Origin of the sequence: Mesorhizobium sp. BR1-1-16, assembly GCF_020165495.1 — a bacterium.
Classification (GTDB): Bacteria; Pseudomonadota; Alphaproteobacteria; order Rhizobiales; family Kaistiaceae; genus Kaistia.
The window spans coordinates 98,577-123,351 of record NZ_JAIUIE010000008.1; the positions used below are offsets into that span (position 1 = coordinate 98,577).

Consider the following 24,775-nt stretch of genomic DNA (forward strand, 5'->3'; position numbering starts at 1 on the left):
GATTCCGCCGAGCGATCCGCATCTCCAGACGTTCAGCCGTGCAGCCGTCAACCGGTGCGGCGATAGACTATCACCACGAGGAAGACTGTCGTCGCGCGAATGACGTCGATCAGGCCGCCGCCTGCAACCGTTCGCCGACGGCACGGTAGCTCAGCGCTTCCGCGAGATGGATGCGGCCGACATGGGCGGCGCCGTCGAGATCGGCGATGGTCCGGGCGACCTTGAGCACGCGGTGATAGCCGCGCGCCGAGAGCTTCAAGGCATGCGCCGCCTCGGCGAGCAGCGTACGGCCGCTCGCATCGGGTGCCGCGATATCCTCCAGCAGACTGGTCGGGCAGCGGGCATTGCTGCCGACATCGCCCAGCGACAACGCCTCGTAGCGGGCAGCCTGCAGACCCCGCGCTGCGGCGACACGCGCCGCGACCAATGCGCTCGCCTCGCCGCGGCCGGGCGCGATGAGATCGGCTGCCGTGACGGCCGGCACCTCGATCCGGATGTCGATCCGGTCGAGAAACGGGCCTGACAGGCGGCCCTGATAATCGGTAGCGCAGCGCGGGCCGCGCGCACAGAGATGCCCGGGCTCGCCCGCCATGCCGCAGCGGCATGGATTCATCGCCGCGACCATCTGGAAGCGCGCCGGATAGCTGACACGGTGATTGGCGCGCGCGATGACGGCCTCGCCGGTCTCCAGCGGCTGGCGGAGGGAATCGAGCACTTGCGGCTGGAACTCCGGCAATTCGTCGAGGAACAGCACGCCATGGTGGGCGAGTGACACCTCGCCCGGCTTGACGCGCAAGCCGCCGCCGACCAGCGCCGCCATCGAGGCCGAGTGATGTGGCGCGCGAAACGGGCGACGGTCGGTGAGCTTTCCGCCGGAAAGTTCGCCTCCGATCGACGTCACCATCGAGACCTCGAGCAGTTCGCGCGGCGTCAGCGGCGGCAGGATGGAGGGCAGGCGGCTCGCCAGCATGGATTTGCCCGCGCCGGGCGGTCCGACCATCAGGAGGTTGTGGCCGCCAGCCGCCGCGATTTCCAGCGCACGCTTGGCAACTTCCTGGCCCCGGATGTCGGCGAGATCGGCGAGGAGCGGCGGTTCCCGCATCAGCGCCGGCTCCGGCCGGGTCAGCTTCTGCGTGCCCTTGAAGTGATTGGCAAGCGCGATCAGGCTGCGCGGCGCGAGGATATCGAGATCGCGGCTCGCCCAGGCGGCCTCAGATCCCGTCGCCGCCGGGCATATCAGCCCGCGCCCCATGGCATTCGCCCCGATCGCCGCTGGCAGCACGCCTGCGACAGCGGTGATCGTTCCATCGAGCGCCAGCTCCCCGAGCACGAGATAGTCCGACAGTCGCTCGCCCGGAAGTGCTCCGATCGCCGCCATCAGCGCCATCGCGATCGGCAGGTCGTAGTGGCTGCCCTCTTTGGGGAGATCGGCCGGCGCGAGATTGACGATGACCCGCTTCGGCGGGAGGGCGAGGCCGGAGGCATGCAGCGCCGAGCGCACGCGCTCGCGGCTCTCCGCAACGGTCTTGTCCGGCAACCCGACGACGATGAAGCTCGACAGCCCAGGCACGATCTGCACCTGCACATCCACGGGAACCGCCTCGATCCCCTGGAAGGACACCGTCGTCACATGCGCGACCATCAGCCTGACCCCCGTTCACCCAGCAAGCAAGACTAGGCGAAGCAAGGCAGGGGCGCAAGAACAGGAGGGGAACAAAAATCGCGCGGCAGTTGCGCAGAGGTTGCAGGCGGTTGAAAATCGTTCACCGTTTGGCTTCGATCGCATCCCAGATCAGGCTGGCGATGTCGGCGCCGCCGAAGCGCTTCACTTCGCGGATGCCGGTCGGCGAGGTGACGTTGATCTCGGTCAGGTAATCGCCGATGACGTCGATGCCGACGAACAGGAAGCCGCGCCGCTTCAGCTCCGGGCCGATCGCCTCGCAGATCTCGCGGTCGCGCCGTGTGAGTTCTATCGGTTCCGGGCGGCCGCCGACATGCATGTTGGAGCGTGATTCACCATCGGCGGGGACACGATTGATGGCCCCGGCAGCGACGCCGTCGACGAGGATGATGCGCTTGTCGCCGGCCCGGACGGCGGGCAGATAGCGCTGCACGACATAGGGTTCGCCGCGATAGGCGGCGGCGAAGATCTCGAGCAGCGAGGCGAGATTCTGATCGCCTTCCGACAGGCGGAACACGCCGGCGCCGCCATTGCCATAGAGCGGCTTGACGATGATATCGCCATGGGCGCGGCGGAAATCGCGGATTTCCTCGGCATCACGCGAGATCAGCGTCGGCGGCATCAGGGCCGGAAACTCGGTGACGAAGATCTTCTCGGGCGCGTTGCGCACCTCGGCCGGATCGTTGACGACGAGCGTCTTCGGATGGATGCGCTCCAGAAGATGCGTCGTGGTGATATAGCCCATGTCGAAGGGCGGGTCCTGCCGGAGCAGCACGACATCGAAGGTCGAGAGATCGGTGCGTTCGGTTTCGCCGAGCGTGAAATGATCGCCCGGAACGTCGCGGACCTGCACGGTCTCGAGCCGGGCCTCGACCCGCCCGTCATTCAGCGACAGACGGTCGGGCGTATAATGCGCCAGCCGGTGGCCGCGTCGCTGCCCCTCCAGCATCAGCGCGAAGGTCGAGTCGCCGCGGATATTGATGCTGGCGATATGATCCATCTGCACGGCGACGGAAAGCGACATGGAAACCTCGAAGCTGGCGCGCGCAGGGCGGGCGATCTGGCGAAGTCTTATGGCGCGTCCGGGGGCCGCATGGCAATCCCGGCGAGGGCCTCAGCGATCGGTCCCGAAGGCATCGACGAGATGGCGCGGCCAGCGGCGCGGCGCGATGAGGACGACATCGAAGCGGAGCGTGAGCGTCGCCGCGCCCGGGTGGCGACCGATATAGGCCTCGGCCGCCCGCACCAGCCTTTGCCGCGCGAAAGGCGTGACCGCGAGCGCCGCCGCATCGAGATCCGCGCGGTTCTTCACCTCGACAAAGGCGAGCACGCCGCCGCGTCGCATGATCAGGTCGATCTCGCCGACCGGGCTCCTGAAGCGCCGGGCGACGACGCGGTAGCCCTTGAGGCCGAGATAGAGCGCGGCGATCCGCTCCGCGCGGCGCCCGCGCTGCTCCGCGGCCTGGCGGTCTGCTGACTTGCGGCGCGGACGCTTCGCCTCAGGTAGCGCCGTCATCGCCGCCATCGCTTTCCTTCAGCGCCAGCGCCCGCTGATAGAGGTCCCGCCTCGGCAGGCCCGTTTGCGCGGCCGCCTGCTGGGCGGCCTCCTTGACGGGATGCCCTGCGAGGAGGCGAAGCAGCAGCGCATCGATGTCGCCAGGCTCCGCGACTCCAGCCTCGGGCGGACCGACCATGATGACGATCTCGCCCTTCGGGTCGGCCTCGCCGGCAAGCTCGGCGGCCAGGCTGCCGAGCGTGCCGCGCCGGTGCGTCTCGAAGGTCTTGGTGAGTTCGCGCGCCATCGTCGCCGGACGCTCCGGCCCGAGCGTCTCGGCAAGGTCCGTCAGAGTCTCGGCGGTGCGGTGGGGCGATTCGTAGAATACGAGCGTGCCCGGAACAGCCGCGAGCGCGGCGATGCGCTTCTTGCGGCCGACGGTGCGCGTCGGCAGGAAGCCGGCGAAGAAAAAGGCGTCGGTCGGCAGGGCCGCGGCCACGAGACCGGCGAGGATCGCCGATGCGCCAGGGATCGGAATGACCGGATGGCCGGCTGCGGAGACATCGGCGACCAGTCGGTAGCCGGGATCGGAGATGAGCGGTGTGCCGGCGTCGCTGACCAGCGCGAGACTGCGCCCGGCCTCGAGCGCTTCGAGGATGCGTGGCCGCTGCTCTGCGGCATTGTGCTCGTGATAGGCGATGAGCTGTCCCGAGAGGCCGTAATGACGCAGCAGCACGCGCGTCGTCCGCGTATCCTCGCAGGCGATGATGTCGGCGGCCGCAAGCGTCTGCAAAGCGCGGATCGTGATGTCGCGAAGATTGCCGATCGGCGTCGAGACGATGTAGAGCCCGCCGGGCAGAGGCGGCGCGGTGAAGCCCTGGCCGTCGATCGTGTAGCGGCGCGGCTCGTCGTTTGGGCCGCTCATGGCCGTTTGCCCCGCCCGTAGGGACACCAGACATGGGCGCTTGGGGACAAGAATGGTGAAAATGGGGACATCGGCCTCTTGCCTCTCGCGGCCGTCCGGCCCTTTTCTAGTGATACCGTCTGGATCGACCAAGGAGAAGGCCGGCGTGCGACCGATACTGTCAAGGCGAGGCATTGGCTGGCTGAGGGGATGGCGCGCTGCGGCGGCGCTGGCCGGCGCCATGGCCGCATCCGGCTGTGCGCCGACGATCGAGGCGAACGCCCCTTCGGGGGGGATGGCCACCCAGCCTGTCGCCACCGATACAATCGGCAGCGGCAAGGTGCGGGTCGCGCTGCTGCTTCCCGCCTCTGCGCCCGGCAATGCCGGGCTCGTGGCGGCGAGCCTTCGCCATGCCGTCGAACTCGCTCTCAAGGAAACTCCGGGCGCCGATCTCACGATCATCGTCAAGGACGACCAGGGCACGAGCGAAGGTGGCCGCGCGGCGGCCGCCGCGGCGGTCGGTGCCGGTGCCGAGCTGATCATCGGGCCGCTTTTCGCCGCCTCGGTACGCGGCGCGTCGGAAGTGGCACGTCCTGCGGGCGTGCCGATGCTGGTCTTCTCGACCGATTCCAGCGTTGCGGCGCGCGGCGTCTATCTGTTCGGGTTCCTGCCGGAGGGCGACGCGGATCGGATCGCGCGTTTTGCAGCCGCGCGCGGCAAGCGCAGTTTCGCTGCGCTCCTGCCCGACACCGGCTATGGCTCGGTGTTCGGTTCGGCGCTGCAGCGCGCGGTCGCCGCCAGCGGTGGTCAGCTTGCTGCCGTCGAGCGTTATGGCTCTGATGCCGCGTCACTCGGCCAGAAGGTCGCGACGGTCGCAGCGCTGGCAACGGCCGGCGGGGCGAGCGCCATCGCGGTTCCGGCCGGCGACGATGCGCCACTCCGGGTCGGGGCTGCGCTGGCAGCGGCGCCGGGTGGCCCTTCACGCGTGCAACTGCTCGGTTCCGGCCAGTGGAACGACCCGCGCCTGCTTGCTGCGCCGGCACTGCAGGGCGGCTGGTTCCCCGCGCCGGATGGAAGCGGCTTTGCCGGCTTCGCCGCGCGCTATGCCGCGGCCTTTGGCACGGCACCGCCGCGGCCGGCAGCGCTGGCCTTCGACGCCACGCGCCTCGCCGCCGGCCTTGCGGCGCGCTATGGCGAAAAGCGGTTCGCTTTCGAGACGCTGACCAATCCAAACGGCTTCACAGGCGTCGACGGCGCTTTCCGCCTGCTGCCGGACGGGCTCAACCAGCGCAGTCTCGCCATTTATGAAGTCGCGGCCGGCAGCGCCCGGATCATCGATCCGGCACCGCGCAGCTTTCCGCCGCGCGCAGGTCTTTAGTCCCTCAGGCAGCCAGATCCGCGACGACGGCGTCGAGCACGAAGGCGCCGGCGCGGGTGGCGCGGACGTGATGCGGCCCGATCCGTTCGACCATGCCATGCGCGATGAGGTCGGCAAGCCGGCTCGGATCGAGCGGGCGGCCAGCGATCGCGCGGTAGCGGCGGAGGTCGATGCCCTCGACCAGGCGGAGGCCCATCAGCAACAGCTCATCGCCCGATTCCTCGGGTGTCAGCACGTCGTCGGTGTCGACGCCATCGCCCCAGGATTCGACGCGCGAGAGCCATTTTTCCGGCTCGCGCGCGGTCGCCGTGGCATGCCGGCGGCCATCGACGACGAGGCGGCCATGCGCGCCCGGCCCGATGCCGGCATATTCGCCATAGCGCCAATAGACGAGATTGTGCCGGCATTCAGCGCCCGGTGCTGCATGATTCGAGATCTCATAGGCCGGACGGCCATGCGCTTCGCAGATCTCCTGCGTCACCTCGAACAAAGTCGCCGCCGTATCCTCGTCGGGAATCTTGAGCTTGCCGGCGGCATAGAGCTTCTCGAACATCGTGTCCGGCTCGATGGTCAGCTGATAGAGCGAGAGATGGTCCGAGGCGCGGTCGAGCGCGGCCTTGAGCTCGGCCGCCCAGAGCTCCGGCGTCTGGCCGGGCCTTGCATAGATGAGGTCAAACGAAATGCGCGGGAAGGTCGCCCGCGCGATCTCGACCGCCTTCATCGCTTCCTCGGCCGTGTGCAGCCGCCCGAGCGCACGCAGATCGGCATCGTTCAGCGCCTGCACGCCGAGCGAGACGCGGTTGACTCCGGCGGCGCGATAGCCGCGGAAGCGCTCGGCCTCGACGCTGGAGGGGTTGGCCTCCATGGTGATCTCGGCATCGGGTGCCACGGTCCATGCGCCGGCGATGGCATCGAGCACGGTTGCGACCGTCGCGGGATCCATCAGCGAGGGCGTGCCGCCGCCGAGGAAGATGGACGACACTTGCCGTCCGGGCGCGCGCGCCGCCGTCGCCTTGATCTCGGCGACAAGCGCGGCGGCAAAGCGCACCTGATCGACCCCCTCGCGCCGCACATGCGAATTGAAATCGCAATAGGGGCATTTCGAGGCGCAGAACGGCCAGTGGACATAGACGCCGAAGCCGGGATCGATCGGCGGGTCGTGGGGTTCGTCCAAGCGGATCAATCCTCGAGCTCGGCAGCGGCGAAACGTGCGAAGGCGCGGGCGCGATGCGACAGCGCATCGGTGCGTCCGGCCGACCAGCCGTGTTTCTCGGTCGCTGCCATTTCGCCGAAGCTGCGTTCATGCCCTTCGGGCAGAAACATCGGATCATAGCCGAAGCCGAGCGAGCCGCGCGGCGGCCAGATCATCGTGCCTTCGATCTCGCCGCGATAATAACGCAATGTACCGTCGGGAAAGGCAAGGCAGAGCACCGCGACGAAGCGGCCGGTCCGCTGTTCCGGGGTGCGTGCTCCGGCCTGCTGCAGCTTCTCCTCGACATTGCGCATGGCGCGGGAGAAGTCCTTGTCGGGCCCGGCCCAATCGGCGGAATAGACGCCGGGATCGCCGCCAATCGCATCGACGCACATGCCGGAATCGTCGGAAAGCGCCGGAAAGCCCGAGGCGGTGGCGGCGGCGATCGCCTTGATCGCTGCATTCTCCTCGAAGGTCGTGCCGGTTTCGGCCGGCTCGGGCAGGCCGAGTTCGCCGCCTGAGACGGTCTTGAGACCGAACGGGCCGAGCAGATCGGCAAACTCGCGCAGCTTGCCCTTGTTGTGGCTGGCGACGACGAGCGTATCGCCGCGCTTGAGGCGGTGGGTCATGGCGTCCTCTGCCGCCGTCTCAGGCGAGCGTCTGCTTCTGCAATTCGACGAGCTGGCCGATACCGGCCTTGGCCAATCCGAGCATCGCGGTGAGTTCAGCTTCGTCGAAAGGCTTGCCCTCGGCGGTGCCCTGGATCTCGACGATGCCGCCCGAGCCGGTCATCACGAAATTGGCATCGGTCTCGGCTTCAGAATCCTCGGCATAATCGAGATCGAGCACCGGCTTGCCGCGATACATGCCGACCGAAATGGCCGCGACGTGATCGCGGATCACCTTCGGGCCGACCATGTCGCGCGCCTTCATCCACTGGATGCATTCATAGAGCGCGATCCAGCCGCCGGTGACCGACGCCGTGCGCGTGCCGCCATCGGCCTGCAACACGTCGCAATCGATGGTGATCTGCTTCTCGCCGAGATGGACAAGGTCGACGACGGCGCGGAGCGAGCGGCCGATCAGCCGCTGGATTTCCTGCGTCCGGCCCGATTGCTTGCCCGTTGCAGCCTCGCGGCGCATGCGATCGCCGGTCGAGCGCGGCAGCATGCCATATTCGGCGGTGACCCAGCCCTTGCCGGAACCGCGCAGCCATGCCGGCGGCTTTTCCTCGAGGCTGGCCGTGCACAGGACATGGGTATCGCCGAAGCGCACGAGGCAGGAACCCTCGGCATGCTTGGCGACGCCCCGTTCAAACGAGACCGGGCGCATGGCGTCTGCGGCGCGCTTGGAGGGTCGCATGGGCTATCCTTATGAAGCTTGATGCGACAGCTTGTAGCCGCCATGGCGCGTTGACGCAAAGCCCCGCTTGAAGCCGGGCGGAAAATCGACACTTAATCTGTCTCAGCATCGCGCGATCATGCCGCCATGACAGAGGACGAGCCCAACCTGACCGGCGAACGACCCCCTTCCGATACATCGGCCTCGACGCTGGCGCGGCTTGATCGACGCTCGCGCGAAATTTTCCGGCGCATCGTCGACACTTATCTCGAAACCGGCGAACCGCTCGGGTCGCGCAACCTGTCGCGCATCCTGCCGATGGCGCTGTCGCCGGCCTCGATCCGCAATGTCATGGCCGACCTCGAATATCTCGGCCTCATCTATTCGCCGCATACCTCCGCAGGGCGCCTGCCGACCGAGAGCGGTCTTCGCCTCTTCGTCGACGCCATGCTGGAGGTCGGCGATCTCACGGCCGACGAGCGCCGCGACATCGAAAACCGTGTCGCAGCGGGCGGCAGCGGTCGTCCCGTCGACGAGTTCCTCGCCGATGCCAGCCGGATGCTGTCCGGTCTCTCGCGCGGCGCGGGCGTCGTGCTCGCTTCGAAGATCGACCAGCGGCTGAAGCAGGTCGAGTTCCTGCGTCTCGAGCCGACGCGCGCGCTGGTCGTGCTGGTAGGCGAGGACGGCTCGGTCGAGAACCGCCTCATCGATATCGAGCCGGGCACCACCCCCTCGGCGCTGATCGAGGCGTCCAACTACATCAACGCCCATCTGCGCGGCCGCAGCCTCTCCGAGGCGCGGGTGGAGCTTCTTCAGCGACAGAGCGAGATGCGCGCCGAGCTCGACCAGCTGACGGCGCGGCTGGTCGACCAGGGCCTCGCAAGCTGGGCCGGAAAATCTGCCGGCCGCCTGGAAACGCTGATCGTGCGCGGCCAGGCCAATCTGCTCGAGGATGTCCGCGCCGCCGAGGACCTCGAGCGCATCCGCCTGCTTTTCGACGATATCGAGACGCAGCGCGAACTGGTCGAACTGCTCGGCAGCGCCGAGGCCGGCGACGGCGTGCGCATCTTCATCGGCTCGGAAAACAAGCTGTTCTCGCTCTCCGGTTCCTCGCTGGTCGTCTCGCCCTATCGCGACCAGGAAAGCCGCGTCGTCGGCGTGCTCGGGGTCATCGGCCCGACACGGCTCAACTATGCGCGCATCGTGCCGATGGTCGATTATACCGCCAAGCTGGTCGGCCGTCTGATCCGCTGACATTCCAGCCGCTTCCGCGACCGGATGGCGGCTGTACAGGCCCCGCGCCAGCCAGTATTGAGAAGCACCACAGAAGGCAGGAGACAGGCATGACGGCGGACAGGGGCAAGCTGGTCACGATCTTCGGCGGCTCGGGCTTCATCGGCCGGCACGCCGTCCGGGCGCTGGCCAAGCGCGGCTGGCGCATTCGCGTCGCGGTCCGCAGGCCCGATCTCGCCGGCCATGTACAGCCACTCGGCGCTGTCGGCCAGATCATGCCGATCCAGGCCAATCTGCGCTATCGCTGGTCGGTCGACCGGGCGGTCGAAGGCGCCGATGCGGTGGTCAATCTGGTCGGCATCCTGTCGGAGAGTGGCCGCCAGACCTTCGGTGCGGTGCAGAGCTTCGGCGCCCGCGCCGTCGCCGAGGCGGCCCGCGGCGCCGGCATTTCGACGCTGGTCCAGATGTCGGCCCTTGGCGCCGCGGCCAATTCGGAATCGCTCTATGCGCGCAGCAAGGCCGAAGGCGAAGCCGCTGCGCTCCAGACCGTGCCCGGCGCCGTCGTGCTTCGTCCGTCGATCGTGTTCGGCCCTGAGGATCAGTTCTTCAACCGCTTCGCCAATCTGACGCGCTTCATGCCGTTCCTGCCGCTGATCGGCGGCGGCACCACAAGGCTGCAGCCGGTGTTCGTCGGCGATGTCGCCGAGGCGATTGCGCGCGCCGTGGATGGCACGGTCACCGGCGGACGCGTCTATGAGCTTGGCGGTCCCGAGGTGAAGACCTTCCGCGAATGCCTCGAATTGACGCTGAAGGAGATCGAGCGCAGCCGTCCGCTGCTGCCGATGCCGTGGGGCGTCGCGCGGGTCCAGGCCTCGATCATGGAATGGCTGCCGAACCCGATGATGACGCGCGACCAGCTCAAGCTGCTGGAAACCGACAATGTCGTTTCGCCCCATGCGATCGCCGAGGGCCGGACGCTGCAGGGCATGGGCATCACCCCGACCAGCCTCGCCGCCGTGTTGCCGTCCTATCTGGTGCGGTTCAAGCCGCATGGCCAGTTCAACGACAAGCGCGTCGCCTGATCGGCCTCACCATCGGATCTGAGAATATCGCGGGGCTTTTCGGCCCCGCTTTTCTTTTGTATTTCAGCCGAAGGTGATGACGGCGGCGAGCGCGATGGCGCCCACGACGATGCGCCAATAGGCGAACGGCGCGAAGCCGCGCTGGCTGACGAAATCGAGCAGGTGGCGGACGACGAACACGCCGGCAATGAACGCCGCGATGAAGCCGACCGTGATGTTGAGCCAGGCGGCGCCGGTCAGCGCATCCTTGTTCTTGTAGAAGTCATAGGCGAAGGCGCCGACCATGGTCGGCATGGCGAGAAAGAACGAGAATTCCGCCGCCGCGCGCTTGTCGCTGCCGAACAGCATCGCCGCCACGACCGATGAACCGGAGCGCGAGACGCCGGGGATCATGGCCAGGCACTGGGCAATGCCGATGCCAAGATAGACGTGCAGAGGATAATCCATCGCGTCTCGATAGCGCGGCTTAAGGTCGAGCCGGTCGACGATCAGCAGGATGAAGCCGCCCACGATCAGCATGATCGAGATCAGCATCGGGCTCTCGAACAGCACGCGCTTGATGAAGTCATGCGCAATGACGCCGATCACCACCGCAGGCAGGAATGCGAGCAGAATGCCGAACACGAAGCGCCGCGTGCGCGGGTCACTCGGCAGGTCCCGCGCCATCTTGATGAGCCGCGCCGCATAGACGGTGAGGATCGCGAGAATGGCGCCGAGCTGGATCAGGACCTCGAAGGCGCGACCGGGGCTGTCGAAGCCGAGAAAGTGCCCCGCGAGCAGCAGATGACCGGTCGAGGAGACCGGAATGAACTCTGTGAGGCCTTCAAGCAGGCCGAGGACGAGCGCGTCCAGCACACTGTGCAGATCCATGAGGGAACCCCCGGAGAGGAGAAGCGGGGGCTAGCCGCGAATCGGCTTGATCCCCATTGCAATGGCAGCCTATATGCGGGCCGCAAAGCTCCGGGGGCAATTGGACGAACTGCCGCAAAATCGCTTCGATTGCCCGCCACACCTCGCGCGTGACAATGCCCAAGCTTCACCACCATCCATTCTCCGCCGCGTCCCGTTATGTCCGTCTCGTTCTGGCGGAATATGACGAAACGGCTGAGTTCATCGAGGAAAAGCCGTGGCTGCGCATCCCTGCGTTGCTGCAGCTCAATCCGGCTGGCACGCTGCCGATCTTCATCGACGACAACGACACCGTCGTCAGCGGCGGTTCGGTGATTGCCGAATATCTGCTTGAAACCAAGGGCGCGCGGATGGGCGAAGTCCGCCTGATGCCTGAGCATGCCGCCGATCGCGCCGAGGTCCGCCGCCTCGTCGAGTGGTTTTCGCAGAAGCTGCATGGCGAGGTGACGAACTACATGGTCACCGAGAAGGTCTATAAGCGCCGCATGGCCACGGGCGAGGGCAATAATTCGCCAGATCCGGCGGCGATTCGTGCGGCCCGCGCCAATATCCGCTATCATCTGCAGTATATCGGCTATCTGGCCGGACGCAGGAACTGGCTTGCCGGCCGCGAACTCTCGCTGGCCGATTTCGCGGCGGCGGCGGAGCTTTCCTGCATCGATTATCTCGGCGAGGTGCCATGGGAAGCCGACGAGACGGCGAAGGCGTGGTACGCGCGGGTGAAGTCCCGGCCGTCCTTCCGCTCGCTGCTCGCGGACACGCTAAGGGGCGTGCCGGCCTCGACCCATTACGCGGATCTCGACTTCTGAACGAAGACGGCCTCCTGGCCGAGAAGGCACGGCTCGTCGCCGACGCCAGGCGCGAAGGCTTCGACGCGCTCCGCATCACACCGCCGGACGCGATCCCGGAAGCTGCCGGCCGTCTTTCGACCTTTCTTGCCGACGGTCATCACGCCAGCATGAACTGGATGGCGGAGACCGAGGCAAGGCGCGCCGATCCGCGCGTGCTTTGGCCTGATGTCCGCGCCGTCGTCATGCTCGGGCTCAACTACGGGCCTGACACCGATCCGCGCGCCGTTTTGCAGCAGCGCGATCGCGGCGCCATCTCGGTCTACGCGCAGAATCGCGATTATCACGATGTCATCAAAGGCAAGCTGAAGCTGCTCGCCGGCCGCCTCGCATCGCGCACGGGCGCCGAGGTCAAAGTGTTCGTCGATACAGCGCCGTTGATGGAAAAGCCGCTCGCCGCCAGCGCGGGTCTTGGCTGGCAAGGCAAGCACACCAATCTCGTTTCGCGCGAGTTCGGGTCGTGGCTGTTTCTCGGCGCCATACTGACGGCGTTGCCGCTGCCGCCGGATGCGACCGAGCGCGATCACTGCGGCTCATGCCGCGCCTGCCTCGATGCCTGCCCGACTTCGGCTTTCCCGACGCCTTATCGCCTCGATGCGCGCCGCTGCATCTCGTATCTGACCATCGAGCATGACGGTCCGATCCCGGCCGAATTCCGCGCCGCAATGGGCAACCGCATCTATGGTTGCGACGACTGCCTCGCCGCCTGCCCCTGGAACAAGTTCGCCCAGGCCGGCGCCGAGATGAAGCTGAAGGCCCGGCCTGAACTGCAGGCGCCGAGGCTCGCAGACCTCGCAGCACTCGATGATCAGGCCTTCCGCGCGCTTTTTACGGCGTCGCCGGTCAAGCGGATCGGCCGCGACCGCTTCGTCCGCAACGTGCTCATCGCCATCGGCAACACGGCCGAGCCGTCGTTTCTGCCGGTGGTTCGTGCCCGCCTTGACGATCCGGCGCCCGTGGTGCGCGGCGCCGCCGTCTGGGCGCTGCGGCAACTGGCCCCGGGGGTCTGGCAGGCAGAGCGTCTCAGCCGCGCCGGGCGCGAAGCTGACGCGGCGGTACGCGAGGAATGGGTGCCGGGCGTCAGCCCTTGAGCACCTTCTTCTCTGCGACGGTGGTGTCAGCGTTCAGGCGGTAGAGGATCGGCACGCCGGTCTCCAACTCCTGCTTGAGGATTTCCTCGGGCGTCAGGCCTTCCAGCGCCATGATCAGCGCGCGCAGCGAATTGCCATGCGCCGCGACCAGCACCTTCTCGCCGCGCATCACCGGCGGCAGGATGTTGAAGAGATAATAGGGCCAGACGCGCGCGCCCGTATCCTTCAGCGATTCCCCGCCCGGCGGCGGCACATCATAGGAGCGGCGCCAGATATGGACCTGCTCCTCGCCCCATTTGGCGCGGGCGTCGTCCTTGTTGAGGCCGGAAAGCTCGCCATAGTCGCGCTCGTTGAGGGCGACGTCGCGGATGGTCGGAAGATCGGGCTGGCCGACCTCGTCAAGGATGAGCTTCAGCGTGTGCTGGGCACGCGTCAGTTCGGAGGTGAAGGCGAGGCCAAAGGACAGGTCGAGCGCCTTCAGCCGCTTGCCGGCCGCGCTTGCCTCTTCGATGCCCTTAGGCGTCAGGTCGGGGTCGCGCCAGCCGGTGAAAAGGTTCTTCAGGTTCCAGTCGCTCTGGCCGTGGCGCACGAGCACGAGGAGGCGGTCCATGCGGGGTCCTTTGGATCGGGGGTCAGGATGTGGTGAAGCCGAGTACGTCGGCCATGGAATAACGTCCGGGCTTGCGGCCACGCGCCCACAGCGCGGCTTTCACGGCGCCTCGGGCGAATATGGTGCGGTCGGCGGCGTGATGCGAGAGCGTGATCGTCTCGCCCTCGCCTGCGAACAGCACGGAATGGTCGCCGGCGACCGAGCCACCGCGCAAGGTCGCGAAGCCGATGGCGCCTTCCGGGCGCGGTCCGGTATGGCCATCGCGCGTGCGGACCGAGGCCTCGGCCAGCGCGATGCCGCGACCCTCCGCCGCCGCCTGCCCGAGCAGGAGCGCCGTGCCGGAGGGGGCATCGACCTTGTGGCGATGGTGCATTTCAGCGATCTCGATGTCGAAATCGACATCGAGTGCCTTGGCGGCCTGACGCACCAGGAGGGCGAGCAGATTGACGCCGAGGCTCATATTGCCGGACTTGACGATCACGGCATGGCGCGCGGCCGCGTCGATCGCGGCCTCGTCGGCGACCGAGAGCCCGGTCGTTCCCACGACATGGACGATGCGGGCCTGCGCCGCGATCTCCGCGAAAGCGAGCGTCGCGGCCGGTGAGGTGAAGTCGAGGACGCCCTCGGCGCGAGCGAACAGCGGCAGCGGATCATCGGAGACGGTGACGCCAAGCGGCGGGAGTCCGGCCAGCGTGCCGGCATCCTGACCGAGGACCTCGGCACCTTCGCGTTCGGCTGCCCCCACGAGACGGACGCCCTCGGTGGCGGCAATGGTGCGGATCAGCGTGCGGCCCATGCGGCCGCCTGCTCCGACGACGACGAGGCCCATATCGGTCATGGCGTGCGTTCCAGCTTGTCGGCGCCATATAGCAGGCGCCCGGCCGTGGCGGAAAGGGCTGCTAGCGCGAAAGCGCCAGCTCAATCTCGGCGAGGATCGATTTGGCGACGCTGCGCGGGTTTGGCGCCGCGATGACGGGCCGGCCGACGACGAGATGATCGGCACCGGCGCGAATGGCGTCGGTCGGCGTCGCGACGCGCTTCTGGTCGCCGCTCGCTGCGCCGCGCGGCCGGATGCCCGGCGTCACGATGGTCATGCCCGCCCCGACGATCGCCCGCATCGCACTCGCCTCTTCCGGCGAGCAGACGATGCCGTCCATGCCCGCGGCCCGCGCATCGGCGGCGCGGCGGGCAACCAGCTCGGCGATGCTGCCGCCATAGCCGGCATTGGCGAGATCAGCCTCGTCCATCGACGTCAGCACCGTGACGGCGAGCAGGCGGAGATCGCTCATCCCCTTGCCCGAAACAGCGGCGCGCATCGCCTTCGGATAGCCGTGGATGGTGCAGAAGGTCATGCCGAGCTTGGCAATGTTCTCGGTCGCATGCGCGACCGTGTTGTCGATGTCGAGCAGCTTGACGTCGAGGAACACCTTCTTGCCGCGATCCCGGAGGCGGCGGGCGAAATCGAGGCCGCCAGCGAAATGGAGCTGCAGGCCGACCTTGTAGAAGGTCACGTCGTCGCCGAGCGCCGTCACCATCGCTTCGGCCTCGGCAACGGTCGGAAGATCGAGGCCGACGATCAGTCGGTCGCGCATGTCGAGGAAAGGCATCGCTTCGAACTACCCCCTTGGAACGGACGATGGATCAGATTTCGGGCGCGAGCCGGCGGCTCGCATGGACGAGTTCGCGCGCCAGCGCCTGCAGCGCGGCGGCAAGATGCGGGTCATCGAGGCGGCCGCGCGCGTCGAAGGCGAGCGAAGCCCGGCCGACCGCCAGCCCGCCGCCGACGATCGTCGCGCCGAAGCCGCGCGCGATGATGCGCTCGAGATCGGCAAGGGCAGCGGCGGCGGTGACATCGTCATCAGCAACACCGGCCAGCGCAAAGAGCGGCGCCTGTCCGCCCCGCGGCCGGCCGCCGGCCGGGCGCAGCCATTCGAGCGCATTGCGGAACAGGGCTGGCAGGCCGCCGGCAAGGCTCGGTGTGGCGAGAAAGGCCGCGCCGTGACCCCCAAGTAGCCCGCGCAGCTTTTGTACGGCGCCCGGCACTGACGTCTCGGCGCGATCGGCATCGAACAGCGGCAGCGGATAATCGGCCAGCGCAATCAGCGTCGCTTCGCCATCGAGAAAGGCGATCTCGCGCGCAAACGCGGCCGTCAGCCGGCTCGCGGGCGAGTCGGGCGCGGTCGATCCGGCGAGAAGGAGAATGCGGGGCGGCGCCATGGGGATCCTGTCCTGGCGAAGCTCTATCAGGCGATACGGGCCATTGGCCAGCCGCCAAGTTGGAGGATGGCTAGAAAGGCTTGAAGGAACCGGCAGCTTCCATCCGCTGCCAGGGGGCGAGCAGGCGAAAAGGCGGGTGCTCGAAGCGGAAGAGATTGCCGCCGCCTGCTGGCTGGTCATGCTGGCGGCCGATGGCCTGGCCGGCGCAATGGCACAGTAGTAGCGTTCCGACCCCGCCATGGCCGACAAAGAGCGTCATCCCGGCAGCTTCGAGCTGCTCATCGAGAATGGCTTCGACCCCGGCAACGATGCGGCGCTGCGCGTCTGCCGCCCGTTCCCAGCCGCGGATGCTCGTCTCCGGCGCGGCGAAGAAGCGATCGGCCATCGCCTCGAATTCGGCCGGCGGCAGGAAACCGGTCGCCGAGCGGTCATTTTCATGAAGGCCGTCGCGAATCTCGACGGCAAGACCTTGAGCCGCGGCGATGATCTCGGCGGTCTCGATCGCCTTGCGCTCGCGGCTCGCCACAACGCGGCCGATGCGCGCGAGCATCGGAAGGGCGGCGAAGGCTTCGGTGCGGGCTCTGCCAAGCGGCGACAGGCCCCAGTCCGGCACTGGCACGGCCGGGTCTATGGCGACCTGCGGATGGGAGAGATAGAGGACCTCGACCATCGCCTCAGGCGGTGCGGCGATAGAGCCAGACCCGCGCCGGCGGCAGGTTCATCACCACCCAATGGGTATGCTCGACCGTAAAGCGGCCGGGCTCGGCCGGTACGGGCGGCACCAGGGCATAGGAGAACTGGATCAGCGACCGGCCGACCGGCATGCGCTCAAGCGCCTCGACGATCAGCTGGCGCCGCGCCTCGGGCGGGCGCGTGAACAGCGGCAGACTGGAGACGACGGCGGAGACCTGACCCTCGACGATGCCCTGCAGGGTGGTGTTGAAGGCATAGGCGTCGCCCTGGATGATCCGGACGCCGGGAAAGCGGCCACGCAGCAGGCCGCAGAAATCGGGATTGTATTCGATCGAGGCGATACGGCCGGGCGCGACGCCGCGTTCGAGCAGGGCCTGCGTAACAACGCCGGTGCCTGGTCCGAGTTCGACGACGGGCAGATCATCGAGCGGATCGACGAAGCTGGCCATCAGCTTGGTGAGCGCCTTGCCGGAGGGGCTAACGGCGCCGGTGGTCAGCGGACGCCCGATCCAGTTGCGCAGGAATCGGACCTCATCCGCAACCATGGCCTTCAGCTTCCGCTTCTCGATCGACGACATGGCGCCCCCTTGATGTCGTGTCACGCACGGCGGGCCATCATGCCGCCGGTTTCAAGGCAATCCTGTGACGGCGGCGCTCAGGCGCCGCCGAAGAAGTCGCGGATTCGTGCGAAAAACCCGGCAGATTCGGGATTGTTCTCTTCCGAGGAGGCCTGCTCGAATTCCTCCAGCAACTCGCGCTGGCGGCGGGAGAGATTGCTCGGCGTCTCCACCACGACCTGGATATACATGTCGCCCATCTGCGCCGAGCGCAGCACGGGCATACCCTTGCCCTTGAGACGGAACTGCTTGCCGGTCTGGGTGCCGTCGGGAACCTTGACCCGCGTCTTGCCGCCCTCGACCGTCGGCACGTCAAACTGGCCGCCAAGGGCCGCGGTGGTGATCGAGATCGGCACGCGGCAGAAGATGTCCGCGCCCTCACGCTGGAACAGCTGATGCGGCTTCACCGAAAGGAAGAGATAGAGATCGCCCGCCGGGCCGCCGCGAAGGCCGGCCTCGCCTTCGCCCGAGAGGCGGATGCGCGTGCCGTCCTCGATGCCGGCCGGAATATTGACCTGCAGGGTGCGTTCCTGGGTCTGGCGGCCGGAGCCGCCGCAGGCCTCGCAGGGATCGGAAATGATCTCGCCGCGCCCGCCGCAGGTCGGGCAGGTGCGCTCGATCGAGAAGAAGCCCTGCGCCGCACGGACGCGCCCATGGCCTTCGCAGGTGGTGCAGATTTTCGGATGCGAGCCGGGCTTGGCGCCGGTGCCCGCGCAGGCCTCGCAGGCAATCTTGGTCGGGACGCGGATTTCGGCCGTCTTGCCGGAATAGGCTTCCTCGAGCGTGATTTCCATATTGTAACGCAGGTCCGCCCCGCGCTCGCGACCATTGCCGCCACCCTGGCGCTGACCGCGCCGGCCGCCCATGAACTCGCCGAAGATGTCGTCGAAGATATCCGACATCGACGAGCCGAAATCGCCCGAAAAACCTTGCGGTCCGCCGCCGCCGCCATCGAAGGCTGCGTGTCCGAAGCGGTCATAGGCGGCGCGCTTCTGCGGATCGCGCAGCTTCTCGTAGGCTTCGTTGATTTCCTTGAACTTCGCTTCAGCGCCGTGGTCGCCCGGATTGCGATCAGGGTGGAACTGCATGGCGAGCTTGCGGAAAGCTGCCTTCAGCACCTTGTCGTCGGCGTCGCGTGCGACGCCCAGCACTTCGTAATAGTCGACCTTGGCCATGGGCGAACTCGTGGTGGTGCCGGACAGGCTAATGTGAAGACAAGTGAAACGGCATCATCGAACACCCGGCGCGTTGCCGCGCCGGGTTCGAATCGCAGTTACGCAAAGATTATGCCGACTTCTTCTTGTCGTCGTCGACTTCCTCGAAGTCGGCATCGACCACATCATCTTTCTCGGCGGTGGCGTCAGTGCCTTCGCCACCCTCGGACTGCGAGGCTGCATACATCGCCTCGCCCAGCTTCATCGAGACTTGCGCAAGCGCGCCGACCTTCTCCTGGATCGCCTCGGCATCGTCGCCCTCGAGCGCGGTCTTGACGTCCGCAATCGCGGTCTCGATCGCCGACTTGTCGGCAGCCGAGATCTTCGAGCCGTAGTCAGCCAGCGACTTCTCGGTCGAATGAACGAGAGCCTCGCCCTGGTTCTTCGCCTCGACGACCGCGCGGCGCTTCTTGTCCTCGGCGGCATGCGCCTCGGCGTCCTTGACCATCTTCTCGATATCCGCATCGGAAAGGCCGCCCGAGGCCTGGATGCGGATCTGCTGCTCCTTGCCGGTGCCCTTGTCCTTGGCCGAGACATTGACGATGCCGTTGGCGTCGATATCGAAGGTCACTTCGATCTGCGGCACGCCGCGCGGCGCCGGCGGCAGGCCGACAAGGTCGAACTGGCCGAGCATCTTGTTGTCGGCCGCCATTTCGCGCTCGCCCTGGAACACGCGGATCGTCACGGCAGACTGCGAGTCCTCGGCGGTCGAGAAGACCTGGCTCTTCTTTGTCGGGATCGTGGTGTTGCGCTCGATGAGGCGCGTGAACACGCCGCCGAGCGTCTCGATGCCGAGCGAAAGCGGCGTCACGTCGAGCAGCAGCACGTCCTTGACGTCGCCCTGCAGCACGCCCGCCTGAATGGCGGCGCCGGCAGCCACGACCTCATCCGGATTGACGCCCTTATGGGGCTCCTTGCCGAAGAACTGCTTCACGATCTCCTGGATCTTGGGCATGCGGGTCATGCCGCCGACCAGCACCACTTCGTCGATCTCGCCCTTGGCAAGGCCCGCATCCTTCAGAGCCGCGATGCAGGGCTGAACCGTCTTCTGGACGAGATCGTCGACCAGCGCTTCGAACTTCGAGCGCGTCAGCTTGATGGCCAGATGCTTCGGGCCCTTGGCGTCGGCGGTGATGAAGGGGAGGTTGATCTCGGTCTGCTGCGAGGAGGACAGCTCGATCTTGGCCTTCTCGGCGGCTTCCTTGAGGCGCTGCAGCGCCAGCTTGTCGCTGCGAAGGTCGATGCCCTGCTCGCGCTTGAACTCGTCGGCGAGGTAATTGACGAGGCGCATGTCGAAGTCCTCGCCACCGAGGAACGTGTCGCCATTCGTCGACTTCACTTCGAAGACGCCGTCGCCGATCTCGAGGATCGAGATGTCGAACGTGCCGCCGCCAAGATCATAGACCGCGATCGTCTTGCCGTCATTCTTGTCGAGGCCATAGGCAAGCGCCGCGGCCGTCGGCTCGTTGATGATGCGCAGGACCTCGAGACCGGCGATCTTGCCGGCATCCTTGGTCGCCTGACGCTGGGCGTCGTTGAAATAGGCCGGGACCGTGATGACGGCCTGGTCGACCGTGGTGCCGAGGAACGCCTCGGCGGTCTCCTTCATCTTCTGCAGGATGAAGGCGGAGATCTGCGCCGGCGAATACTTCTCGCCGTCGACCTCGACCCACGCGTCGCCGTTCGGCCCCTTCACGATCTTGTAGGGAACGAGGTGCTTGTCCTTCTCGACCATCGGGTCGTCATAGCGACGGCCGATCAGGCGCTTCACCGCGAAGAAGGTGTGTTCGGGATTCGTCACCGCCTGGCGCTTGGCCGGCTGGCCGACGAGCTTTTCGCCGCCATCTGTGAACGCCACCATCGACGGCGTCGTGCGCGCGCCTTCGGCGTTCTCGATGATCTTCGGCGCTTTGCCGTCCATGACGGCGATGCAAGAATTGGTCGTTCCGAGGTCGATACCGATGACCTTAGCCATTATGTTCTCTCCTTTTCGGCGGGCCGTGCGGACCCTCGAAGAGGCGTCCGCGAAACCGGGCCGGAATTCCGAACGGCCCCCATCGACATATTTGGTTCGGGGCTGTCGCCTTTGCGAGCGGCAGGCCCCGGGTTCTGCGCGTATATAAGAAGATGCAGAAAAGGCCGCAAGGCAGCAGAGAGCTTGAACTTGCGACGCTTTGGCTGATACCGGCCGAAGAAAGCCCCAACCTCGGTCCCTGAATGAAGAACGCACCGCTTCCCGAAGGCTCGCGACTGATCGATGGCTGTTTCGACAAGGAGGGCCAGGCGTCGCTCGTTGCCGCCATCCGCGCTGTTGTCGCGAAAGCCCCGCTCTACCGGCCGGAAATGCCGCGCACGGGCAAGCCGTTTTCCGTGCGGATGACCAATTGCGGGCCGCTCGGCTGGGTCTCGGACCGGGCGGGTTACCGCTATCAGCCACTTCATCCGGTCACGGGAGAGCCCTGGCCACCGATCCCGCCGATGTTGCTCGCGCTCTGGAATGAGGTTTCGGATTATCCGCATCCGCCCGAGGCCTGTCTGGTCAATTTTTATGACGAGGCGGCGCGGATGGGCCTTCATCGCGACGAGGACGAGGCGGCGCTGGACGCGCCCGTCGTTTCGGTATCGCTCGGCGACAGCTGTCTCTTTCGCCTCGGTGGTCGCGAACGCGGCGACCCCACCCGCTCCTTCCGCCTTGCTTCGGGCGATGTCTTCGTGCTCGGTGGCCCATCGCGGCTCATGTTTCATGGCGTCGACAGGATTTATCCCGGCAGTTCGACGCTGCTCGAGCGCGGCGGGCGGATCAACCTGACGCTGCGGCGCGTGACGCCGCCGGGTTGACGCCCGGACGCGGCAGGGCTTTGATCCATCTCTTCACCGAAACATGAGGCGCGCCTTGACGGATTCCACCAGCGTTCTGATCGTCACCGACATTCAGAACGACTTCCTGCCCGGCGGCGCGCTGGCAGTGGCCAACGGGCATGAGATCATCCCGGCCGTCAACGAGATCGCCCGCCGCTTCAAGAATGTCATCATCACGCAGGACTGGCATCCGGCCGGGCACATCTCCTTTGCGTCGACCCATCCCGGACGGGCGCCCTTCGAGGTGATCGATCTTCGATATGGCCCGCAGGTATTGTGGCCGGATCACTGCATCCAGGGGACATTCGGCGCGGCGCTCGCCGACGGGATCGATATCCCGCATGCGCAGATGATCATCCGCAAGGGCTACCACGCGCATACGGACAGCTATTCCGCCTTCTTCGAGGCCGATCGCAAGACACCGACGGGCCTGACCGGCTATCTGTTCGAGCGCGGTATCGAGACGGTCTATGCCGTCGGCCTCGCCACGGATTTCTGCGTCAACTGGACGGCGCTCGATGCGCGCACGCATGGGTTCGATACGGTGGTGATCGAGGATCTCTGCCGGGCCATCGACACCAATAATTCACTCGCCGCCGCCATCGCCCAGATGGATTCGGCCGGTGTCCGCCGGATCCATGCGGCTCAGCTCTAGCGGCCTAGGTCAGGCCTGGCGCGCGGGAACCATCCAGCCCTGCATGGCACCGCCGGGAATGGAGACGATGGCTATGTTTCCGACGCCTGGCACCTCGAACGGCTCGCGCACGAGCGTCCCGCCTTCGGCGGTCAAGAGCGCAAGCCGCTTGTCGAGATCGTCGACCTCGATATAGCTGAACCAGTTGTCGGGCACGCCCTCGAACTCCGGCCCGCCGATCTGCATCAGCCCGCCGACCATGGTCTCGCCGAGCATGGCGATGTGATAATCGCCAAACTCGTTCATCGGCATGGAGTCGAAGCGCCAGCCGAGTGTCTTGGTATAGAAATCCATCGCCCGCGCCGCGTCGCGGGTCATCAGCTCGTTCCAGTAGAACGTTCCGTGTCCGGCCATGACCGTTCCTCCTCCGCTCGATGGTGAGCGGAGGCTATCATGAACGGGCGCATCGGGACATCAGCCGTTCGGCTGGCTCAGCCGCCGACATTGAAGGCTGCGAGCGCCGCCATGTTGACGATGTCATTGTCGCGCGCGCCGAGCGAGAGAATCTGCACCGGCTTGTCGAGGCCGACGAGGAGCGGCCCGATCACCGTCGCGCCGCCAAGCTCCTGCATCATCTTGGTCGAGATCGAAGCGGAGTGGAACGCCGGCATCACCAGCACGGTCGCCGGCCCGGACAAGCGGCAGAACGGATAGGCCGCCATGACCTTCGGATTGAGCGCGACATCGGCCGCCATCTCGCCGTCGAATTCGAAGTCGACGCGGCGCCGCTCGAGGATCTGCACCGCTTCGCGGACATGGCGCGACCGCTCTCCCTCGGGCTGGCCGAAGGTCGAATAAGCGAGCATGGCAACGCGCGGGTCGTAGCCGAGCCGCTTGGCAAAGCTCGCGGCCTCCTCGGCGATGTCGGCGAGTTCCTCGCCCGAGGGCATGTCGTGCACCGCCGTATCGGCGACGACCACGGTGCGGCCGCGCACCAGCACGATCGAGACGCCGATCACCCGGTGTCCCGGCCGCGTGTCGATGACGCGGCGGACATCGGTGAGCACGGTCGAATAGTTGCGCGTGACGCCGGTCACCATCGCGTCGGCATCGCCGAGCGCAACCATCGTGGCGCCGAAATAATTGCGGTCGGTGTTGATGAGGCGCTGGCAGTCGCGGAAGAGATAGCCCTTCCGCTGCAGCCGCGCATAGAGGAAGTCGATATAGTCGGCGTTGCGGCGCGAGAGGCGGGCATTGTGGATTTCGATGCCGTCGCGGATCTCGATGCCGGCCTGTGCGGCCGTCTCCCGCACGATATCCTCGCGGCCGATGAGGATCGCCGTGCCGAGCTTCTGCGCCGCGAAGCTCGCCGCGGCGCGGATCACCTGCTCTTCCTCGCCCTCGGCGAAGGCGACGCGCTTCGGATTGCGGCGCACGCGCTCATAGATGCGGGCGAGCGTGCCGACGATCGGATCGCGGCGGGCGGAGAGCTGGATCTTGTAAGCCGCCATGTCGGCAATCGGCTTGCCGGCGACGCCCGAATCCATCGCCGCCTGCGCGACCGCCGCCGGGATTTCCGACAGGAGGCGCGGGTCGAACGGCACCGGAATGATGTAATGCGCGCCAAAGCGCGGCCTGACGCCCTGATACGCGGCCGCGACCTCGTCCGGCACGTCCTCGCGGGCGAGCGCCGCGAGCGCCTTGGCTGCGGCGATCTTCATCGGCTCGTTGATCGTCCGCGCGCGCACATCGAGCGCGCCGCGGAAGATATAGGGGAAGCCGAGCACGTTGTTGACCTGGTTCGGATAATCCGAACGCCCGGTCGCCATGATGGCGTCGTCGCGCACCTCCGCGACTTCCTCCGGCGTGATCTCGGGATCGGGATTGGCCATCGCGAAGATGATCGGCCGCGGCGCCATCGAGCGCACCATGTCGGGCGTCAGCGCGCCCTTGGCCGAAACGCCGAAGAAGATGTCGGCGCCCTTCATGGCGTCTTCCAGCGTGCGCGCGTCGGTCTCCGTCGCATGCGCCGTCTTCCACTGGTTCATGCCCTCGGTGCGGCCCTGGTAGACGACACCCTTGGTGTCGCAGAGCAGCACATTCTCGGACGGCATGCCCATCGCCTTGACGAGCTCGATGCAGGCGATGCCGGCCGCGCCCGCGCCATTGCAGACGAGCTTGGTGGTCTTGATGTCGCGGCCGGTCAGATGCAGCGCGTTGATCATGCCGGCGGTGGCGATGATCGCCGTGCCGTGCTGATCGTCATGGAAGACAGGAATGTCCATCAGCTCGCGCAGGCGGCTTTCGATGATGAAGCAGTCCGGCGCCTTGATGTCCTCGAGATTGATGCCGCCGAAGGACGGCCCGAGATAGCGGACCGAGTTCACGAAGGCGTCGACATCTTCTGTGTCGATCTCGAGATCGATCGAATCGACATCGGCGAAGCGCTTGAAGAGGACGGCCTTGCCCTCCATCACCGGCTTGGAGGCAAGCGGGCCGAGATTGCCGAGGCCGAGAATGGCCGTGCCGTTCGAGATGACGGCGACGAGATTGCCGCGCGTCGTGTAGTCGAAGGCGAGGCTCGGATCGGCGGCGATCGCCTTCACCGGCACGGCGACGCCGGGCGAATAGGCGAGCGACAGGTCGCGCTGCGTCGCCATCGGCTTCGTCGGGATGATCTCGAGCTTGCCGGGCCGCCCGCGGGCGTGGAATTCCAGCGCCTCCTGATCCGTGACGGCGGGACCGCTGCGCGCGGGTTTCTTCACTTCGGTCATGGG

25 protein-coding genes are annotated in these 24,775 nt (G+C 66.8%); 7 read left to right on the plus strand and 18 right to left on the minus strand.

All coding sequences use genetic code 11. The features are described 5' to 3' along the window. Window positions 1–109: 109 nt before the first annotated feature. The 4 genes from LB518_RS17240 to rsmI all read right to left on the minus strand — a co-directional run bounded on the left by LB518_RS17240 (window position 110) and on the right by rsmI (window position 4,101). Entirely contained in the window at window positions 110–1,642 is a 1,533-nt protein-coding gene (locus tag LB518_RS17240) for a YifB family Mg chelatase-like AAA ATPase (protein WP_224578820.1), read from the minus strand. Window positions 1,643–1,763: 121 nt separating this feature from the next. Continuing rightward, window positions 1,764–2,705, minus strand: coding sequence for a glutathione synthase (gshB, locus tag LB518_RS17245; protein ID WP_224578822.1), 942 nt, complete (start codon window positions 2,703–2,705; stop codon window positions 1,764–1,766). Between the two features lie 90 nt (window positions 2,706–2,795). Then, on the minus strand, window positions 2,796–3,197 hold the full coding sequence (locus LB518_RS17250; RefSeq protein ID WP_224578824.1) for a YraN family protein: 402 nt from the start codon (window positions 3,195–3,197) through the stop codon (window positions 2,796–2,798). Then, window positions 3,181–4,101, minus strand: coding sequence for a 16S rRNA (cytidine(1402)-2'-O)-methyltransferase (gene rsmI / locus LB518_RS17255; RefSeq protein WP_224578826.1), 921 nt, complete (start codon window positions 4,099–4,101; stop codon window positions 3,181–3,183). The genes LB518_RS17250 and rsmI overlap by 17 nt, the downstream gene beginning before the upstream one ends. Window positions 4,102–4,246: 145 nt before the next feature. Between rsmI and LB518_RS17260 the strand changes: the two genes are divergently transcribed. Beyond that, window positions 4,247–5,458, plus strand: a complete 1,212-nt coding sequence (locus tag LB518_RS17260) for a penicillin-binding protein activator (protein WP_224578829.1) — start codon at window positions 4,247–4,249, stop codon at window positions 5,456–5,458. A 4-nt stretch (window positions 5,459–5,462) separates the two neighbouring features. On the opposite strand, the gene hemW is transcribed toward LB518_RS17260, so the two are convergent. The 3 genes from hemW to rph are packed head-to-tail and all read right to left on the minus strand — an operon-like array spanning window position 5,463 to window position 8,012. Further along, a complete protein-coding gene (hemW, locus tag LB518_RS17265; protein WP_502845846.1) occupies window positions 5,463–6,641 on the minus strand; it encodes a radical SAM family heme chaperone HemW in 1,179 nt (392 codons plus the stop codon). After that, window positions 6,638–7,279, minus strand: coding sequence for a non-canonical purine NTP pyrophosphatase (locus LB518_RS17270; protein WP_224578833.1), 642 nt, complete (start codon window positions 7,277–7,279; stop codon window positions 6,638–6,640). Before LB518_RS17270 ends, hemW begins: the two co-directional genes overlap by 4 nt. 19 nt (window positions 7,280–7,298) lie before the next feature. Beyond that, on the minus strand, window positions 7,299–8,012 hold the full coding sequence (gene rph / locus LB518_RS17275; protein ID WP_224578834.1) for a ribonuclease PH: 714 nt from the start codon (window positions 8,010–8,012) through the stop codon (window positions 7,299–7,301). A 126-nt stretch (window positions 8,013–8,138) separates the two neighbouring features. On the opposite strand from rph, the gene hrcA reads away from it, so the two are divergent. Next, window positions 8,139–9,245, plus strand: a complete 1,107-nt coding sequence (gene hrcA, locus LB518_RS17280) for a heat-inducible transcriptional repressor HrcA (RefSeq protein WP_224578836.1) — start codon at window positions 8,139–8,141, stop codon at window positions 9,243–9,245. Window positions 9,246–9,334: 89 nt separating this feature from the next. Beyond that, complete coding sequence (locus tag LB518_RS17285) at window positions 9,335–10,306, plus strand: complex I NDUFA9 subunit family protein (protein ID WP_224578838.1); 972 nt, start codon at window positions 9,335–9,337, stop codon at window positions 10,304–10,306. A gap of 63 nt (window positions 10,307–10,369) precedes the next feature. On the opposite strand, the gene LB518_RS17290 is transcribed toward LB518_RS17285, so the two are convergent. After that, entirely contained in the window at window positions 10,370–11,176 is an 807-nt protein-coding gene (locus LB518_RS17290) for an undecaprenyl-diphosphate phosphatase (protein ID WP_224578841.1), read from the minus strand. 155 nt (window positions 11,177–11,331) lie between these two features. Between LB518_RS17290 and LB518_RS17295 the strand changes: the two genes are divergently transcribed. Next, a complete protein-coding gene (locus LB518_RS17295; RefSeq protein WP_224578843.1) occupies window positions 11,332–12,024 on the plus strand; it encodes a glutathione S-transferase family protein in 693 nt (230 codons plus the stop codon). Then, window positions 11,922–13,154: a tRNA epoxyqueuosine(34) reductase QueG gene (queG, locus tag LB518_RS17300; RefSeq protein ID WP_224578845.1), complete on the plus strand. Its 1,233-nt coding sequence runs from the start codon at window positions 11,922–11,924 to the stop codon at window positions 13,152–13,154. The genes LB518_RS17295 and queG overlap by 103 nt, the downstream gene beginning before the upstream one ends. Here the strand turns inward: queG and LB518_RS17305 are convergent. The 8 genes from LB518_RS17305 to dnaK form a co-directional block, all read right to left on the minus strand. Continuing rightward, entirely contained in the window at window positions 13,144–13,764 is a 621-nt protein-coding gene (locus LB518_RS17305; protein WP_224578847.1) for a 2,3-bisphosphoglycerate-dependent phosphoglycerate mutase, read from the minus strand. The two genes, queG and LB518_RS17305, sit on opposite strands and share 11 nt — an antisense overlap. Window positions 13,765–13,786: 22 nt before the next feature. Then, window positions 13,787–14,602, minus strand: coding sequence for a 4-hydroxy-tetrahydrodipicolinate reductase (gene dapB, locus LB518_RS17310; protein WP_224578849.1), 816 nt, complete (start codon window positions 14,600–14,602; stop codon window positions 13,787–13,789). A gap of 61 nt (window positions 14,603–14,663) precedes the next feature. Next, on the minus strand, window positions 14,664–15,371 hold the full coding sequence (pyrF, locus tag LB518_RS17315; protein WP_224578851.1) for an orotidine-5'-phosphate decarboxylase: 708 nt from the start codon (window positions 15,369–15,371) through the stop codon (window positions 14,664–14,666). Window positions 15,372–15,405: 34 nt separating this feature from the next. Then, entirely contained in the window at window positions 15,406–15,981 is a 576-nt protein-coding gene (locus LB518_RS17320; RefSeq protein WP_224578853.1) for an NADPH-dependent FMN reductase, read from the minus strand. Between the two features lie 70 nt (window positions 15,982–16,051). Beyond that, the gene (locus LB518_RS17325; protein ID WP_224578856.1) at window positions 16,052–16,651 is read right to left on the minus strand and encodes a histidine phosphatase family protein; all 600 of its coding nucleotides are present in this window, start codon (window positions 16,649–16,651) and stop codon (window positions 16,052–16,054) included. A gap of 4 nt (window positions 16,652–16,655) precedes the next feature. Then, window positions 16,656–17,252, minus strand: coding sequence for a class I SAM-dependent methyltransferase (locus LB518_RS17330; protein ID WP_224578857.1), 597 nt, complete (start codon window positions 17,250–17,252; stop codon window positions 16,656–16,658). 77 nt (window positions 17,253–17,329) lie between these two features. Further along, the gene (gene dnaJ, locus LB518_RS17335; protein WP_224578859.1) at window positions 17,330–18,466 is read right to left on the minus strand and encodes a molecular chaperone DnaJ; all 1,137 of its coding nucleotides are present in this window, start codon (window positions 18,464–18,466) and stop codon (window positions 17,330–17,332) included. A gap of 109 nt (window positions 18,467–18,575) precedes the next feature. After that, window positions 18,576–20,480 (minus strand): molecular chaperone DnaK, encoded by a 1,905-nt coding sequence (dnaK, locus tag LB518_RS17340; RefSeq protein ID WP_224578861.1) that lies wholly within the window; start codon window positions 20,478–20,480, stop codon window positions 18,576–18,578. A 242-nt stretch (window positions 20,481–20,722) separates the two neighbouring features. Between dnaK and LB518_RS17345 the strand changes: the two genes are divergently transcribed. Next, the gene (locus LB518_RS17345) at window positions 20,723–21,343 is read left to right on the plus strand and encodes an alpha-ketoglutarate-dependent dioxygenase AlkB family protein (RefSeq protein WP_224578863.1); all 621 of its coding nucleotides are present in this window, start codon (window positions 20,723–20,725) and stop codon (window positions 21,341–21,343) included. 55 nt (window positions 21,344–21,398) lie between these two features. Then, window positions 21,399–22,019, plus strand: a complete 621-nt coding sequence (gene pncA, locus LB518_RS17350) for a bifunctional nicotinamidase/pyrazinamidase (RefSeq protein WP_224578865.1) — start codon at window positions 21,399–21,401, stop codon at window positions 22,017–22,019. A gap of 9 nt (window positions 22,020–22,028) precedes the next feature. Here the strand turns inward: pncA and LB518_RS17355 are convergent, their stop codons facing one another. Both LB518_RS17355 and LB518_RS17360 read right to left on the minus strand, forming a co-directional pair. Beyond that, the gene (locus tag LB518_RS17355) at window positions 22,029–22,412 is read right to left on the minus strand and encodes a VOC family protein (protein WP_224578866.1); all 384 of its coding nucleotides are present in this window, start codon (window positions 22,410–22,412) and stop codon (window positions 22,029–22,031) included. A gap of 77 nt (window positions 22,413–22,489) precedes the next feature. Beyond that, on the minus strand, window positions 22,490–24,772 hold the full coding sequence (locus LB518_RS17360; RefSeq protein ID WP_224578869.1) for an NADP-dependent malic enzyme: 2,283 nt from the start codon (window positions 24,770–24,772) through the stop codon (window positions 22,490–22,492). Window positions 24,773–24,775 lie beyond the last annotated feature (3 nt).